The 16,015-nt window shown below is 66.0% G+C and carries 12 protein-coding genes; 1 reads left to right on the forward strand and 11 read right to left on the reverse strand.

Annotated features, from left to right (window positions below; translation table 11 throughout):
- Positions 1-2 precede the first annotated feature (2 nt).
- The 10 genes from AB0O58_RS11180 to ftsY all read right to left on the reverse strand — a co-directional run bounded on the left by AB0O58_RS11180 (position 3) and on the right by ftsY (position 11,586).
- Entirely contained in the window at positions 3-245 is a 243-nt protein-coding gene (locus AB0O58_RS11180) for an RNA-binding protein (protein ID WP_027496687.1), read from the reverse strand.
- Positions 242-721, reverse strand: a complete 480-nt coding sequence (rpsP, locus tag AB0O58_RS11185; protein WP_032366399.1) for a 30S ribosomal protein S16 — start codon at positions 719-721, stop codon at positions 242-244. The genes AB0O58_RS11180 and rpsP overlap by 4 nt, the downstream gene beginning before the upstream one ends.
- A gap of 171 nt (positions 722-892) precedes the next feature.
- Entirely contained in the window at positions 893-1,768 is an 876-nt protein-coding gene (locus tag AB0O58_RS11190; protein ID WP_094663040.1) for a CPBP family intramembrane glutamic endopeptidase, read from the reverse strand.
- Positions 1,761-2,879 carry an amidohydrolase family protein gene (locus AB0O58_RS11195; protein ID WP_222066172.1) on the reverse strand — a complete coding sequence of 373 codons (1,119 nt, stop codon included), beginning with the start codon at positions 2,877-2,879 and terminating at the stop codon, positions 1,761-1,763. The genes AB0O58_RS11190 and AB0O58_RS11195 overlap by 8 nt, the downstream gene beginning before the upstream one ends.
- A gap of 11 nt (positions 2,880-2,890) precedes the next feature.
- A complete protein-coding gene (ffh, locus tag AB0O58_RS11200; RefSeq protein ID WP_032366589.1) occupies positions 2,891-4,450 on the reverse strand; it encodes a signal recognition particle protein in 1,560 nt (519 codons plus the stop codon).
- 153 nt (positions 4,451-4,603) lie between these two features.
- Positions 4,604-5,563 carry a M23 family metallopeptidase gene (locus AB0O58_RS11205; RefSeq protein ID WP_048318273.1) on the reverse strand — a complete coding sequence of 320 codons (960 nt, stop codon included), beginning with the start codon at positions 5,561-5,563 and terminating at the stop codon, positions 4,604-4,606.
- 202 nt (positions 5,564-5,765) lie between these two features.
- Positions 5,766-8,297 carry a [protein-PII] uridylyltransferase gene (locus tag AB0O58_RS11210; RefSeq protein WP_283541518.1) on the reverse strand — a complete coding sequence of 844 codons (2,532 nt, stop codon included), beginning with the start codon at positions 8,295-8,297 and terminating at the stop codon, positions 5,766-5,768.
- Entirely contained in the window at positions 8,287-8,625 is a 339-nt protein-coding gene (locus AB0O58_RS11215; protein ID WP_019664269.1) for a P-II family nitrogen regulator, read from the reverse strand. Before AB0O58_RS11215 ends, AB0O58_RS11210 begins: the two co-directional genes overlap by 11 nt.
- Before the next feature lie 72 nt (positions 8,626-8,697).
- Positions 8,698-9,987 carry an ammonium transporter gene (locus AB0O58_RS11220; RefSeq protein ID WP_032366395.1) on the reverse strand — a complete coding sequence of 430 codons (1,290 nt, stop codon included), beginning with the start codon at positions 9,985-9,987 and terminating at the stop codon, positions 8,698-8,700.
- A 201-nt stretch (positions 9,988-10,188) separates the two neighbouring features.
- Positions 10,189-11,586: a signal recognition particle-docking protein FtsY gene (ftsY, locus tag AB0O58_RS11225; RefSeq protein WP_366238188.1), complete on the reverse strand. Its 1,398-nt coding sequence runs from the start codon at positions 11,584-11,586 to the stop codon at positions 10,189-10,191.
- 97 nt (positions 11,587-11,683) lie between these two features.
- Here ftsY and AB0O58_RS11230 point away from each other — a divergent pair, with 97 nt between their 5' ends.
- On the forward strand, positions 11,684-12,316 hold the full coding sequence (locus AB0O58_RS11230) for an MSMEG_1061 family FMN-dependent PPOX-type flavoprotein (RefSeq protein ID WP_366238189.1): 633 nt from the start codon (positions 11,684-11,686) through the stop codon (positions 12,314-12,316).
- 7 nt (positions 12,317-12,323) lie between these two features.
- Here the strand turns inward: AB0O58_RS11230 and smc are convergent, their stop codons facing one another.
- The gene (gene smc, locus AB0O58_RS11235) at positions 12,324-15,998 is read right to left on the reverse strand and encodes a chromosome segregation protein SMC (RefSeq protein ID WP_366238190.1); all 3,675 of its coding nucleotides are present in this window, start codon (positions 15,996-15,998) and stop codon (positions 12,324-12,326) included.
- Positions 15,999-16,015: the final 17 nt, after the last annotated feature.

Below are 16,015 nucleotides of genomic sequence, written 5' to 3' on the forward strand. Positions count from 1 at the left end.
ACCTATTGGTCCGTGTCGACGACGTCGACACGGATGCCGCGACCACCGATTCCGGAGACGAGAGTGCGCAGCGCCGTAGCGGTGCGACCACCGCGTCCGATGACCTTGCCCAGGTCGTCGGGGTGCACGTGAACTTCCACGGTGCGACCACGACGGCCGGTGATCATCTCGACGCGAACGTCATCGGGATTGGCGACGATGCCGCGAACGAGGTGTTCGACGGCATCGGCGACAACGGCACTCACTTCTCAGCAGCCTCGGCGGCCGGCGCGTCTGCCGTCTCGGTTGCTGCAGCGTCGGTGGTCTCCGCGGCAGCGGAATCGTCCGACTTCGGCGCCTTCTTCTTCTTGGCGGTGGTGGCCTCGCCCTGGGGCTCGGAATCCGCCTGCGCCAGCGCAGCGTTGAAGAGGTCGAGCTTCGACGGCTTGGGCTCGGCGACGCGGAGGGTGCCCTCGGTGCCGGGCAGACCCTTGAACTTCTGCCAGTCGCCGGTGATCTTCAGCAGTGCCTCGACGGGCTCGGTCGGCTGCGCGCCGACGCCCAGCCAGTACTGCGCACGCTCGGAGTTGATCTCGATGACGCTGGGGTCCTGCTTGGGCTCGTACGTCCCGATGGTCTCGATTGCACGGCCGTTACGGCGGGTGCGGGCGTCGGAAATGACGACGCGGTAATGCGGGGTGCGGATCTTGCCGATACGCATGAGCTTGATCTTGACGGCCATGTTCTGGTGAAGCCTTTCGAGGAGTGGTCACTGCGCAATTCAGCGGTTCGCACGGCATGCGAACCCGGTTTTGCGTTGGAGTTGTCGTGACCGCCGCGCGGTACGTAACCGGAGACGGGCGAACAGCGGTCCATTCTGCCAGACGACCACCCGATACCCTCAATCGCCCGGTCAGGCCAGCAGAATCACCAAAGCCGGAAAGGTGTTGTTGACGGAGTGAGCCGTGGTCGACGCGACGATCGAGCCACTTCTCATTCTCGCGATGCCGATGGCGAGTCCTCCCCACAGCAGGACGACGAAGCGCCACCATTCTCGGTGCCAGATCGCGAACATCACCGCCGTGATCACCAGGACCACCCAGCGGTTGCCCAGCCACGCCATCGGCATGGGTCGAGTGCGTTTTTCAAGAGCTCCCCACAACATGCCGCGGAACATCGTTTCTTCGCAGATCGGTGCGCCGATCCAAATCCACACCGCGAAAACGACTTTCCACCCCATGGCGATGTCTGCCATACCGCCCAGCGGTGCCTGATCCTGAAAATCGATACGCGAGAGCAGCACGAGTGCGAGCAGCACTCCACCGACGAGGGCGACTCCACCCCAGGCCAGACCGGATCGGATATGACCGACGAGTTCGTGAACGGATCTCGGGAGCCCGAAGTCGACGACGGGGCCGTTGCCCCTCGACATCGTGACCGCCACCGCCAGTCCTGCGGCGAGCAGGCTCGGGATCATGATCCCCACGACGAACAGCGGCGAGGACTCCGAGGACACGACCAGGCCGAGGAGCAGGAACCCGGCAAGATTGAGGCCGAGCACGAGGGCGGCCGCCGGCAGTCCCCACCGTTGGCCGGGTCTGCGCTCCGCAGCCGCTGCTTCGGCACGCCAGTATGTCTCGGACAGTCCCGAGCCCTGCTGTTGCACGTGATTCATCGGTGCCATTCCCGCCCAGCTGGGCCGGTTCACGTCGAATTCCCCCGCGCCTCCTGGTGTGCGGCCGAACTGGTCGGCATCGAATCGGTCCGGGCCTTGCCGCGGATCAACCATCGACGTATCCCGATCCACTCGCGGCGCGTCCGCGACGATCGGTCACGCGGCCGCGCAGAATCACCAGCTCGGGGTTGGACAACACGTCCGCTCCCCCGCGCGGGTCGTCGGAGTACACGACGAGATCGGCGGGCGCACCGTGCTCGAGCCCGCCGCGCCCCAGCCACGACCGGGCGTCCCAGCAAGCAGCACCGAGCGCGTCGGTCGGTGACAATCCGACGCGTCCCAGAGCGTCCACCTCGTCGGCGATGCGGCCGTGCGCGATGGATCCGCCGGCGTCGGTTCCGGCGAAGATCGGGATACCTGCGTCGTGGGCACGGCCGACGGTGTCGCCGACTCGCGCATGCAACGCGCGCATGTGCCGGGCGTAGACCGGGTAGCGGGTGGCCGAGTCCGCGATGCCGGGAAAGGTCTCGATGTTGATCAACGTCGGCACCAACGCTGTCCCGTGCTGGACCATCATCTCGATGGTCTCGTCGGTCAGGCCGGTGCCGTGTTCGATGCAGTCGATGCCTGCCGCGATCAGTCCGGGGAGTGCGTCTTCCCCGAAGACGTGCGCGGTGACGCGTGCCCCTTCCGCATGGGCCGCGGCAATGGCGTCGACGAGGATCGCGTCGTTCCAGAGAGGTCGGAGGTCTCCCACCGAGCGGTCGATCCAGTCACCGACGAGCTTGACCCACCCGTCGCCGAATCGCGCTTGTTGCGCGACCGCCTCGGGAAGTTGTGATTCGTCCTCGATGTCGATTGCCAGGCCAGGGATGTATCGCTTCGGGGAGGCGATGTGCCGCCCCGCCCTGATGATGCGTGGGAGATCGTCGTGGTCGTCCAACGCCCGCGTGTCGACCGGAGAGCCCGCGTCACGCAGCAGCAGAGCCCCGACGCCTCGTTCGGTCTCGGCCTGCGCAATCGACCCGGCCAGGTCGGTGTGTCCTCCGCCGTACTCGATGCCGACATGACAGTGCGCGTCGACGAGCCCGGGCAGGATCCACCCGCCGTCGTGGATGAAGTCGGCATCGGCGATGGGCTCCGTGGACAGGACGCCACCGTCGATCCACAGGTCGATCGGGGACTCGTCCGGCAGCCCGCGTCCCCGCACCCGCAATGCCGACACCGCAGGCCCGCTTACTTCTTCGGCAGCTTCAGCTGCGAGAGATCGATTCCCTCGAGTCCCGGCGGCAATTGATCGAGGCCCTTGGGCATCGACGACAGGTCGGGCATTCCGGCAGGCATTCCACCCGGCATTCCGGGGAACCCGCCGCGGATCTTCGGCTGTGTGGGCCCGCGAGCACCCTTCTTGCCTTTCTTGCCCTTCTTGTTGTTGCGCACCTGCTTTCGCGCACCCGGCATACCCATCCGACCGGCCATCGCCGACATCATCTTGCGTGCCTCGAAGAACCGATCGACCAATTGGTTGACGTCGGAGACCTTCACGCCCGAGCCGTTCGCGATCCGCAGTCGTCGGGAGGCATTGATGATCTTCGGATCGGTGCGCTCCTGCGGCGTCATGCCGCGAATGATCGCCTGCACCCGATCCAGTTGCTTCTCGTCGACATTGGCCAGTTCTTTCATCTGGCCCGCGCCGGGCAACATTCCCAACAGATTTCCGATCGGCCCCATCTTGCGAACGGCCATCATCTGCTCGAGGAAGTCGTCGAGCGTGAGCTGGCCGGAGCCGATCTTGTTGGCGGTGGCCTCGGCCTGCTCGGCGTCGAAGTGCTGCTCGGCCTGCTCGATGAGGCTGAGCACGTCGCCCATGCCGAGGATGCGACTGGCCATGCGGTCGGGGTGGAAGACGTCGAAATCTTCGAGCTTCTCGCCGGTCGACGCGAACATGATGGGCTGCCCGGTCACCTCGCGCACGCTCAGTGCTGCGCCGCCGCGGGCATCGCCGTCGAGCTTGGTCAGCACGACTCCGGTGAAGCCGACTCCGTCGCGGAACGCCTCGGCGGTACTGACGGCGTCCTGGCCGACCATGGCGTCGAGAACGAACAAGGTTTCGTCCGGCTCGACCGCGTCGCGAATCCCGGCGGCCTGGCTCATCAGCTCGGTGTCGATACCGAGACGGCCTGCGGTGTCGACGATGACCACGTCGTACTGCTTGCTGCGAGCCTCGGCCACTCCGGCGCGGGCCACCTCGACCGGGTCCGCGGCCGACACGCCGAGCGCGTTCTCGCCACCGCCGATGGACGTGCCCGGGTGCGGGGCGAAGACTGCCGCGCCTGCCCGTTCGCCGACGATCTGGAGCTGGCTGACGGCGCCGGGACGTTGCAGGTCACAGGCGACGAGAAGCGGGGTGTGACCCTGACCCTTCAGCCACTTGGCGAGCTTGCCCGCCAAGGTCGTCTTACCGGAACCCTGCAGGCCGGCCAGCATGATGACGGTGGGCGGGTTCTTGGCGAACACCAGTCTGCGTGTTTCGCCGCCGAGGATGCCGACCAGTTCCTCGTTGACGATCTTGACGACCTGCTGAGCCGGGTTGAGTGCGCCCGATACTTCGGCACCCTTGGCGCGGACCTTGATGCGGTTGATGAACTCCCGCACGACGGGCAACGCCACGTCCGCCTCGAGCAGGGCCAGTCGGATCTCGCGGGCTGTGGCGTCGATATCCGCACCGGACAGTCGACCTTTGCCACGCAGGTCCTTGAGAGTCCCGGTCAACCTGTCGGAAAGGGATTCGAACACCGATTGCACTCCTGAGCTAGCCGATCACCGAAAACGAGCCGAGTCCGGCACTGTCACCAGACCGAGTCCGGCGTTGTCACCAGACTAACGCCAGCCCACCTTATCCTCGCTCAGGGCGTCGGGCAGTGAGTCCGTTCGGTGCGGTGCGACCGGTCAGGCCTTGCTTGCCGAATCACTCCACGTCACAGCCACGCCGCGGGTGGAGAGCCACTGTGCGGGATCGACTTTGACGCCGGCGGGATCGTGCACCTCGAAATGCAGGTGCGGGCCGGTCGACTGACCGCGATTGCCCACAGTTGCGATCTGTTCTCCGGCTGTGACCCGCTGACCGGGCTGCACCGAGAAGTCGTTGACGTGTCCGTAGATGGTCTCGGTGCCGTCGTCGTGCAGAACCTTGACCCAGAGTCCGAACCCGGACGCCGGTCCCGCATCGGACACCGTGCCGTCGGCTGCAGCGTAGATGGGCGTGCCGATCGGGGCGGCGATGTCCAGTCCGCTGTGTTGAGTGCCCCACCGCGAACCGAAGTTCGACGTCAACACTCCGGCGACGGGCTGGACCGTCGCCTTCTTCAACGAACGCAGACTCTCCAGCGGCGACGCCGGCCCGGCACCCGTTCCACCGAGTCCGACGTCGTCGAGCCACTGCTGGGCCGCGGCGTCCACCTCGGGGCCGAGAGCGGCGAGCGGTCCCGGAGTCGGTGCCTGTGTCGAGGCGTCCGACGGGACTGCCGAAGGATCGGTCTGTGGGGCCGGAGCCAAGTCCGGTGCGGCCTGCGGCGGCGCACCGAAAGGCGGCGCGAATTGCGGCAACTCGAACTGCGGTGGCACGAACTGGGGTGGCATGAACTGGGGCAGCTCGAATCCGGCAGGCAACACACCCTCCGGGACGGCGAAGGGGAATCCGGCCGCGGGCGGTTCCGGGACGGGTGCCGCGCCTGCGGTGCCCGCGCCCATGGTGGTCGCGCCGACGACGATGGCACCGGTTGCGGCGACGATGGTGGCCGCACGCCTGCCGGTGTCCTGAACTTCCTCCGCGGCGCGATGCTTGCCACCGGGCGTACCCGATGCCGTCTCGGCCGGTACGTAGATGTTCGACCGTCGGTGTGATCCCACAGTGCGCGCCTCTCGAAATCTCAGAATTGGAGCCTGCAGGAACGACGAGACGTTCGAGCAGCGGAGCCGGCAGTTCGGCCCGAAGGGCCTGCTGCGTCAGGTGACGAACATAACAAATCGGTCTCGGGGGTAAACCCATCGGCCGGAAGTTCGTGAAATGTCACCACGGCATGTCGGTTTCCGACGAACTTCCGACCAACGGTCAAGTGCCCTCGGGCTTTTCCGGGGGTTTGGGCGGTTCCGGCGATGGCACGACGGCGAGGAGCGCGCGTTCGAGATCCTCGCGCACAGCCCGACTGTCCGCACCGGCCAAGTCGATGCAGAAGGAATCGACAACAGAACTACCCAGCGTCGATACCCGCGCCCAGCGAATATCGAATCCCTGCTGCTCGATTGCGCTCGCCAATCGACACAGCAGGCCGAGGCGGTCCTCGGCTCGCAGTTCGAGCACGACCTGACCCGGTTCGTTGTCGTCGAACCACAGCACCCGAGGCGGAGCCTGGGCGTACAGGACCGGCACAGCCGACTCCTCGTCGTCCTCGTCCGAGGTCTCGACGCGGGCGTCTCGTTCCTTCGCGTCGAGCACGGCGACGAGGTCGAGCTCGCCCGCCTGCGCACGGATGATCTCCTGCCGGATCAACCCCGCTTGCGGCGGAGCACCGAACAAGGGTGCGACATCGAACGAGTTGATCGCCGAACCGTCGTGACTGCCGAGCGAGGCCGACAGCACCCGTAAGGAATGCAGTGCCAGCACTCCGGCCGCATCGGACAGCAGTCCTGGAGTGTCGGGTGCAACCACGGTCACGACGAAGGTGTGCAGACCGTCGGTGGGCGTGATGTCGACGTGTACTCCCCCGCGCGAGGCCAACTCGATGTGCGCCGGGTCGAGCGGATCCGGCGACGGAAGAGTCTCTCCCGCCATCACCAGCCGACAACGACGAACGAGTTCACGGATCAGCGACGCCTTCCAGTCCCCCCACACCCCGGGTCCGGTCGCGAGAGAGTCCGCCTCGGCGAGTGCATGCAGAAGCTCCAGCAGAACGGTGTCCGCACCGAGCGCATCCACGACGGTCTGCACGGTTGCCGGGTCGTCCAGATCGCGCCGGGTGGCAGTCTCCGGCAGCAGGAGGTGATAGCGGACCATTGCCGTCAGCAGGGCCACGTCGGAGGGCCACAAGCCGAGCCGGTTACCGATCTGAACGGCGAGATCGGCACCGACGACGCTGTGGTCGCCGCCGCGTCCCTTTCCGATGTCGTGGACGAGCGCGCCGAGCACCAGCAGATCGGGACGAGCGACACGTGTGGTCAATGCACTTGCGTACGCGGCAGTTTCGACCAGGTGTCGATCCACCGTCCAGGTGTGCACCGCATCTCGAGGCGGCAGATCTCGAACCGCACCCCATTCCGGAATCAGCCTGCCCCACAATCCGGTTCGATCGAGCGCCTCGATGGCCGCGATGGCCTTGCGGCCGGATCCCAGCAGCACCAACAGATCGTTGAGTGCTTCCTTGGGCCACGGCTCACGGAGTTCGGGGGCGCTGTCGGACAGGCGGTTGAGCGTGGAGGCAGACATCGGCATGCCGGTCTGAGCCGACGCTGCCGCAACCCGCATGATCAGACCCGGATCCTTGTTCGGTCGTGCGTCGCGTGCCAGCACCACCTCACCCGCGTGCTCGACGACTCCCTCGTCCAGCGGACGGCGAACGGGTACGCGACGTAGACGCGAAAGACCGCGTCGTGGAAGCGAATTGCCGGCGGTACGCAAACCCACATCGACGGAGTAGCTGATGGTGCGTGCCGAATCGCTGAGCACACGAGCGAGATCGAACCGATCGCCGATGCGAAGCGCAGCACCGATCTCGTCGGCGTCCTGCGCACGCAGCTGATCTCGGGCACGACCGGCCACCCGGTGCAGTTCGGTTCGCACGTCGAGAAGTCGCCCGTGCGCGAATGCCAAACCGCCGCCGGGTGATTCGGGTCCCAACCCGGGCATGCCATCGGTCAATTGAGCAATCGACAGGGCGTCGAGCAGTTGCACGTCGCGCAGACCGCCACGGCCGCTCTTGAGGTCGGGTTCGGCACGGTGTGCGATCTCGCCGCTTCGTGCCCAGCGCCCCTGAGTCTGGCCGATCAGCTCGTCGAAGCGACCGCGAATTCCGGTGCGCCACTGCCGACGTATGCCACCGATCAACAGGTTGCTCAATTCCACGTCACCGGCGATGTGGCGTGCTTCGAGCATGCCGAGTGCTGCGGTCATGTCCGCCGCGGCAACCTGCAGGGCCTGCGGCACGGTACGCACACTGTGATCGAGCTTGATGTGGGCGTCCCACAACGGATACCAGAGCTTGTCGGCGACGTCGGCCACGATGCGGGGGTCGAGATCGTCGTGCAACAGAATCAAGTCCAGGTCGGAGTACGGCAGCAGTTCGCGACGCGCCAGACCTCCTACTGCGACTATCGCGAAACCGGAATCCGGCTTCACGCCCAGTTCTGCGCCCTTGGTGGTCAGCCAGAACTCGTGAAGATCGACGAGCGCCTGCCTGAGCGAGGGCGCATCGAGGCGGCGGTTGCGGGTGCCGCCGTCGAGCAGTTGCTTTCTGGCCCGAGCGAGATCCGCAGCTGCATCGCTCGTGCCCTTCGATGCGGAGCCCGTAGAGACCGAAGGCCCCGGTTCTGGCGCGCGTGCGCCAGAACCGGGGCCCCCGGACCGAGACCCTGTGGGGTCAGAGCGCATCGGCGCCACGTTCTCCGGTACGGACTCGGATGACCGAATCCACCGGGGAAACCCACACTTTGCCGTCACCGATCTTGCCGGTGCGGGCTGCTTCGACGATGACCTCGACGACCTTCTCCACTGCGGCGTCGTCGACGACTACCTCGACACGCACCTTAGGAACGAAATCGACCGAGTACTCCGCACCTCGGTAGACCTCGGTGTGGCCTTTCTGGCGGCCGTAGCCCTGAACCTCACTGACGGTCATTCCGAGCACGCCGGCCTGTTCCAGCCCCGTCTTGACGTCCTCCAGGGTGAACGGTTTGACGATTGCCGTGATCAGCTTCATTTTTGCTTCCCTTCACAAGACCTCGAGTGCCCGTTGTCGTACGGTGCAGCGTTCATCTCTATCTCTACCTTGTCAGGCGAAATCATATGCAGTCTCGGCGTGCTCGGCCTCGTCGATGCCGTTCGCCTCTTCCTCGTCCGTCACGCGCCAGCCCAGCGGCTTCAGAGCGAAGGCGATGACCGCGGTCACGATTGCGGTGAAGACCAATGCGAACAACGCGATGACGATCTGCACGACGAGCTGCTTGTAGTCACCACCGTAGAACAGGCCGGTCTCGGATCCGAGGAAGCCGATTCCGATGGTGCCCCACAGGCCTGCGACCAGGTGGACGCCGACGACGTCGAGCGAGTCGTCGTAACCGAACTTGAACTTCAGTCCGACGGCGAGAGCCGACAGCACGCCGGCGATGACGCCGAGGATCATGGCTCCGACCGGGGTGAGCGCACCGGCGGCCGGGGTGATGGCGACCAGACCTGCGACGATGCCCGATGCGGCACCGAGGCTGGTTGCGTGTCCGTCGCGGATGCGCTCGGTGATGAGCCAGCCTGCGATGGCCGCTGCGGTGGCCGCGGTGGTGTTGACCCAGGCCACGCCTGCGATGCCGTCGGCGGCGAATGCCGAACCGGCGTTGAATCCGAACCAGCCGAACCACAGCAGCGCTGCGCCGAGCATGACGAACGGGAGGTTGTGCGGACGGTAGGCGACCTTGCCGAATCCGGCTCGCTTGCCGATGATGATCGCCAGGATCAGGCCTGCGATACCGGCGTTGATGTGCACGACGGTTCCACCGGCGAAGTCGATCGGTGCGACGTTGGCGACGGTGTCACCGTCGTCGTTGACCATCGTTCCGAAAATCTTTGCGGCCAAGCCCTTCTCGGAGCCCGACAGCAGTCCGCCGCCCCAGACCATGTGTGCCAGCGGGAAGTACGCGAGGGTGACCCAGATTCCGGCGAAGGCGAGCCAGGTGCCGTACTTGACTCGACCGGCGATCGAGCCGCTGATCAGGGCGACCGTGATGATGGCGAACGTGACCTGGAACGCTACGTCGATGACGTTGGCGTAACCCCATGCGCCGGCGATGTAGTTGCCGTCCGCGTCGGTGATCGAATCCTTGAGTCCGAAGAACTCGAACGGGTTGGCGAAGACACCGCCGATGTCCTGGGTGCCGTAGGACATCGACCATCCCCACAGGAAGTAGATGATCGAGACGACGGCCATAGCTCCGAACGACATCATCATCATGTTCAACACGGACTTCGACTGCGACATACCGCCGTAGAAGAACGCCAAGCCCGGCGTCATCAGCAGTACCAGCGATGCTGCCATCAGCATCCACGCGGCGTTGCCGGAGTTGGCCAACATATCCTCGGGACTCACGTACACCCTCCATTCTCCTGCACACCGGTTGGCGCGCCGTTACGCAAGAAGAGTGGTTTCACGAAGTTTCATCCGTGACACTCGGGTGTTTCGGGCATGTGAACGCATGACCGAATTCTGTTGCTAAAAGGTTTCGTGCTGGCGTTTGTGCTTTTCACCCGGTTCGCGAGAGCCCGGCGAGGTCGATCAACCGAGCAGTGCGTCGACGAACGCCCCCGGCTCGAACGGAGCCAGATCGTCGGCACCTTCGCCGAGACCGACGAGCTTGACGGGTACCCCGAGTTCCCGCTGTACCTGAAAAACGATGCCGCCCTTCGCGGTTCCGTCGAGCTTGGTCAGCACGACACCGGTGATGTCCACGATCTCGGCGAAGACGCGCGCCTGAGTCAGTCCGTTCTGGCCGACCGTCGCATCCAGAACGAGCAGCACGTCGTCGACGTGGGCCCGCTTCTCGATGACGCGTTTGACCTTGCTCAGCTCGTCCATCAGACCGGACTTCGTGTGCAGGCGACCTGCGGTGTCGACCAGCACCACGTCGACTCCGTTCTCGATTCCCTTGCTCACCGCGTCGAAGGCAACGGCGGCCGGGTCGGCGGCTTCCTTGCCGCGCACCACTTCGGCACCGACTCGCTCGGCCCAGGTCTGCAGCTGATCCGCGGCAGCAGCGCGGAACGTGTCGGCCGCACCGAGGAGCACTCGCCGGCCGTCCGCGACCAGGACACGGGCGAGCTTGCCGGTGGTCGTGGTCTTGCCGGTGCCGTTGACTCCGACGACCAACAACACCGCAGGCGCGCCGTCGTGCGGAAGCGCGCGAATCGAACGATCGAACTCCGGATGCAGTTGCGCCACCAGAATTTCCCGCAGCAGGGCTCGCGCATCGGCTTCGGTACGAATACTGCGAGCTGCCATCTGCTCGCGCAGCGTGCGCATGATCTCCGTCGTCGTGGCCGAGCCGATGTCGGCGATCAGCAGCGTGTCCTCGACTTCTTCCCAGGAGTCCTCGTCCAGGTCTCCGCCGCCGAGCAATCCGAGCAGGGACTTGCCCACCGCGGACTGGGAACGAGCCAGACGTCCACGAAGACGGTCCAACCGACCTTCGGTCGGATCGATGGTGTCCAGTCGAGGAGCAGGCGCCTCGGCGTCCGGGGCGGGTTCCGGCACCGCAGGCGCGGTGGGCTCGGCCGGCTCGGCTGGCTCGACAACCGGCACCTGAGGCTCGACGACCGGAACCTCGGGGTCGAGGACCTCCGGCTCGTCCGGAGTGTGGGTGGGTGGCACCGGCGTCGGCTCGACCGGGAAGGTCTCGACAGGCTTCGGGGCAGGCGGGACGGGCTTCGGGGCAGGCGGGACGGGCTTCGGGGCAGGCGGGACGGGCTCGGCGGTCGCAGTGCCCTGACTGAACGAGAAACCGCTGCCCGCGGTGTAGCCACCGGATCTGTCCTTGGTGGCCGCGTCCTCGATTCGGGCGGCCTCGTCCGACTTGAGGGACACTCTCCGGCGACGGGACAGAACGAACCCGACGACGAGGACGACGAGCAGGACGGCAGCGATCGCCGCGACGATGATCCACGCTTGATTACTCACGTGACCATCCTCTCAGGTGGTCACGTCCGAACGCATCGGTGGTACATCGCCGAAATGGACTGTCCGCTGTCCGGGTCGTGTCGATAGCATCGTCGCCATGACGTGGACCACGGTGCGCGACGCCGACCAACTGACCGCCATGTTCGGCGAACCCAGCTTTCGGGCGGCCAACAAGGATCGCCGGACCCTGCATCCACTCGACGTGCACTGGCTCGCAGCCTCGCCTTTCTGCCTGATGGGAACCTCGGACGCGAGCGGGCGGTGCGACGTCTCCCCCAAGGGTGATCCGCCCGGCAGCCTGGTCCACGTCATCGACGAGGCCACGATCGCACTGGCCGAACGGCCCGGTAATCGTCGAATGGACGGCTACCGCAACATTCTCGAGAATCCGTTCGTCGGCCTGAACTTCTTCGTGCCGGGGCGCGGCGACACCCTGCGCATCAACGGTCGCGCGTCGCTGGTGACCGACGCACCGTTCTTCGACGAACTACAGGTCAAGGGCCACCGACCCATCATGTGCCTCGTCGTCGACATCGAGCAGGTGTTCCACCACTGCGCCAAGGCATTCATGCGATCCAAGTTGTGGCAGCCGGACACGTGGGATGCGGACCCCATTCCCGATGTCGCGTCCTTGACGAAAGCGTTGATTCCGCAGGCACCCGAAACGGTGGAAGAACTCCGCGAGTACTACGGGCCCGCCTACGCCGAGCAGCTCTACCCCGAGAAGTAGCGCAACCTCACGTCGCGGAATCGGTGTCGCTGGGCACCGACACGTCCGGTTCGGCGGGTTCGACTGCGGGTTCGACTGCATCGACGGCGACGCGCTCGCGATTGAGCCGCTGCGAGATGACGGTGGTGATGCCGTCACCGCGCATACTGACGCCGTAGAGGGCGTCGGCCACTTCCATCGTCGGCTTCTGGTGCGTGATGACGATCAGTTGCGACTTCTCGCGGAGTTGCTCGAACAAACCGATGAGTCGCCGCAGGTTGGTGTCGTCCAGCGCTGCTTCGACCTCGTCCATCACGTAGAACGGCGACGGTCGAGCACGGAAGATCGCCACGAGCATCGCAACGGCCGTCAGCGACTTCTCGCCGCCGGACAGCAGCGACAGCCGCTTGACCTTCTTGCCGGGCGGCCGTGCTTCCACTTCGATTCCGGTGGTGAGCATGTCCGACGGGTCGGTCAGAATCAGCCGTCCCTCGCCCCCGGGGAACAGTTTGGCGAAGACACCGGTGAATTCACGCTCGACGTCCAGCCAGGCCTCGGTGAACACCTGCAGGATGCGGTCGTCCACGTCGGCGACGACCCCGAGCAGGTCCTTGCGCGCGGACTTGACGTCCTCGAGCTGGGTGGACAGAAAGTTGTATCGCTCTTCCAGTGCCGCGAACTCTTCCAGAGCCAGCGGGTTCACCTTGCCGAGCGTGGCCAGATCCCGTTCGGCGCGTTTGACACGCGCCTGCTGAGTGGCGCGGTCGAACGGCATCGGGGCGGGTGCCACCACCTGCTCACCGCGTTCCTTGGCCGCCTCGTACTCGGCCATTTCGAGTTCGGTCGGAGGCAGCGGGACGTCGGGGCCGTATTCCGCCACCAGATCGTCGAGCCCGATCCCGTGCTGTTCGAGAATGGTCGTCTCGAGTTGCTCGATGCGCAGAGCGGCCTGGGCACGCGCCACCTCGTCGCGGTGCACCGCGTCGGTGATCGAGGCCAACTGTCCCTGCAGTGCCCGAACCTGCTCCTTCACCGTGTCGAGTTCGGCTGTGCGCGTTGTCCGTTCGGCCGAGAGCTCGTCGCGCCGTCGTGCGGCAGCAGCGACGACCGCCCCGAGACGAGTCGCGAGCTCTTCACCCGACTCCGCCACTGCGGCAGCGACCGCGGCAGCATGACGCCGAGCCGCGCTCTCCCTCTCGGCCCTGGCTCTGGCCTCCCGCTCGGCTCGCGCCGCCCGGCGTAGCGAATCTGCCCGTCCCCGGACCGACTGCGCACGCTCCTCCGCGGTGCGCACGTTCAGCCGAGCTTCGACTTCCACGGCGCGAACCTCGGTGAGCGCGGCCGCCGCCATTTCACGCTCCATCGTGGTGGCCGCGTCGCCGCTCTCACCGTCTCCCACGAACCCGGATTGTTCGTCCTCGGCGGATCGCAGGCTGTCTTCGAGCTCGGCCAGCCGAGCGACCGCTTCCTCGCGACTCGTCTCTGCCGAATCACGCTGCGTCGTCAACCGTGCCGACTCGGCATGAGCAGACCGCGCCAATTGACCGAGCCTGCCCAGCTGCTCGTACACAGCTGCCATAGCGGCATCGGATTCGTTGAGGGCAGCCAGAGCCTGCTCCGCCGATTCACGTCGGTCGCGCTGTTCCGCGAGTGCACCAGAGAGCGCAGCATCGAGTTCCTCGGCCCGGCGCACGGCCGCAGCCAGCTCGACGGTCGAGGTGTCGATGGCGGATTGCACTTCGAGCGTGCTGGGCCGTCGGTCCGATCCTCCGGTCACCCACCCGGGTTCTACGACGTCGCCGTCCTTGGTCACCGCGCGCAGTCGGCCGTTGTCGGAGACGAGTCGGTGCGCGGTGTCGAGCGAGTCGACGGCAACCACGCCGTCGAGCAATGCCGTCATGGCACCGGCCAGGCGGTCCGGGTAGTCGATGAGATCGAGCACCCACCGCGCGCCATCAGGAAGTTCGGGACGTGAGAGTGGTTGCACTGCAACGGAACTGCTGTGCACTATGGCTGCGCGACCACCGTCCGCGGCGCGGAGCGCCAGGACTGCATCGCGGGCAGCGGCGAAGGACTCTGCATGGGCAGCGTCGGCCGCCGGTCCCATCGCGACTGCGACCGCGATCTCGTATCCCGGCTCGACCGTCAGGTGCCCGGCCAGCAGTCCCGACAGTCCGTCCTGTTCGTTCTCCACCAACCAGCCGGCACCGTCTTTTCGTTCGAGGCCCATCGTCAGCGCCTCGATCCTCGCTTCGAAGGACGCCACCCGCTTACCCGCGATCCGTTCCTCTGCCTGCAATTCCGAGACACGCGCATCGGCATGACGTAGCGCAGCCACTGCGCGCTCGTAGTGGGTGTCCAAGCTCAGTTCGCTGGCGTCGAGGGTACCGACCTGGTCCTGCACGCTCTCGAACTCGCGCTGGGCCGCCTCGCCCCGTTCACGGGCCTCGTCGATGGCCACCGACAGGCGTGCCACCTCGGCGTCGATCGATTCGACCTTGGTCCGGAAAGTATCGACCCGCCCGGACAAGCGTGCAAAGCCCTCCCTGCGATCGGCCACCGCACGCACGGCCGCCAGGTGCGCCCGTTCCGCAGCCGCAGCCGCCGACTCTCGTTCGGCCAACTGTTCGCGGGCCGCTTCGAGGGTTTCCCGCGCCATCTCCACGGCTTCGACGAGTTCCATCTCTTCTTCGGCAACCCGCTCGGCTTGTGCCTCCAGCTCGTCTGGGTCCTGCCCTCGACCGGCGCTCTGCACGGAGTCGAGGTGCCGGGCCCGCTCGTGCGCGATGCGAACAGTCGCGTTGACTCGTTCGGCCAGCGCGGAAAGTCGAAACCACGTCTGCCCGGCGGCTTCGGCGCTGGGCGTCAGGCGAGCCACGGCTTGCTCGTGTTCGGCGAGGGCTACGGTCCCCGCCTCGAGGGCGTCCTGCACCATCGCATACTGCTCGCGAGCCGCTTCCTCGTCCTGCGTCTGGTTGGCGAATTCTTCTCGCCTGGCCACCAAATCGTCTGCCGCCAGCCGGAGGCGGGCGTCGCGCAGGTCTGCCTGCACCGTCTGCGCTCGACGTGCGACCTCGGCCTGCCGACCCAACGGCTTGAGTTGCCGACGCAGTTCGGTCGTCAGATCGGTCAGTCGCGCGAGATTGGCCTGCATCGCGTCGAGTTTGCGGACCGCCTTTTCCTTGCGTTTGCGGTGCTTGAGAACGCCGGCAGCTTCCTCGATGAATGCTCGCCGGTCCTCTGGGCGGGATTCGAGAATCGCCGCCAGCCGGCCCTGCCCGACGATCACGTGCATCTCGCGCCCGATACCGGAGTCGCTCAGCAGCTCCTGGACGTCCATCAAACGGCAGGAGCTTCCGTTGATTTCGTACTCGCCCGCACCATCGCGAAACATGCGGCGGGTGATCGATACCTCGGAGTAGTCGATCGGCAGCGCTCCGTCGGAGTTGTCGATCGTCAGCGTCACCTCGGCCCGACCCAGCGGCGCTCGACCCGAGGTTCCCGCGAAGATGACGTCTTCCATCTTGCCGCCGCGCAGGGCTTTGGCACCCTGCTCGCCCATCACCCAGGTCAGAGCGTCCACGACATTCGATTTACCGGAGCCGTTCGGTCCGACCACGCAGGTGATACCGGGCTCGAATCGAAGAGTCGTCGCCGAAGCGAAGGACTTGAAGCCCTTGAGCGTCAGACTCTTCAGATACATAGCGTCCGTACTTTACC

The sequence above is a fragment of the Rhodococcus sp. NPDC080181 genome (assembly GCF_040702225.1).
Taxonomy (GTDB): Bacteria; Actinomycetota; Actinomycetes; order Mycobacteriales; family Mycobacteriaceae; genus Rhodococcoides; species Rhodococcoides fascians.

Excerpts from the sequence above, each read along its gene's own strand:
- rpsP (WP_032366399.1), bottom strand. The coding sequence starts at position 721 with ATGGCCGTCAAGATCAAGCTCATGCGTATCGGCAAGATCCGCACCCCG.
- AB0O58_RS11190 (WP_094663040.1), bottom strand. The coding sequence starts at position 1,768 with ATGGTTGATCCGCGGCAAGGCCCGGACCGATTCGATGCCGACCAGTTC.
- AB0O58_RS11210 (WP_283541518.1), bottom strand. The coding sequence starts at position 8,297 with ATGCGCTCTGACCCCACAGGGTCTCGGTCCGGGGGCCCCGGTTCTGGC.
- AB0O58_RS11215 (WP_019664269.1), bottom strand. The coding sequence starts at position 8,625 with ATGAAGCTGATCACGGCAATCGTCAAACCGTTCACCCTGGAGGACGTC.
- AB0O58_RS11220 (WP_032366395.1), bottom strand. The coding sequence starts at position 9,987 with ATGTTGGCCAACTCCGGCAACGCCGCGTGGATGCTGATGGCAGCATCG.
- AB0O58_RS11230 (WP_366238189.1), top strand. The coding sequence starts at position 11,684 with ATGACGTGGACCACGGTGCGCGACGCCGACCAACTGACCGCCATGTTC.
- smc (WP_366238190.1), bottom strand. The coding sequence starts at position 15,998 with ATGTATCTGAAGAGTCTGACGCTCAAGGGCTTCAAGTCCTTCGCTTCG.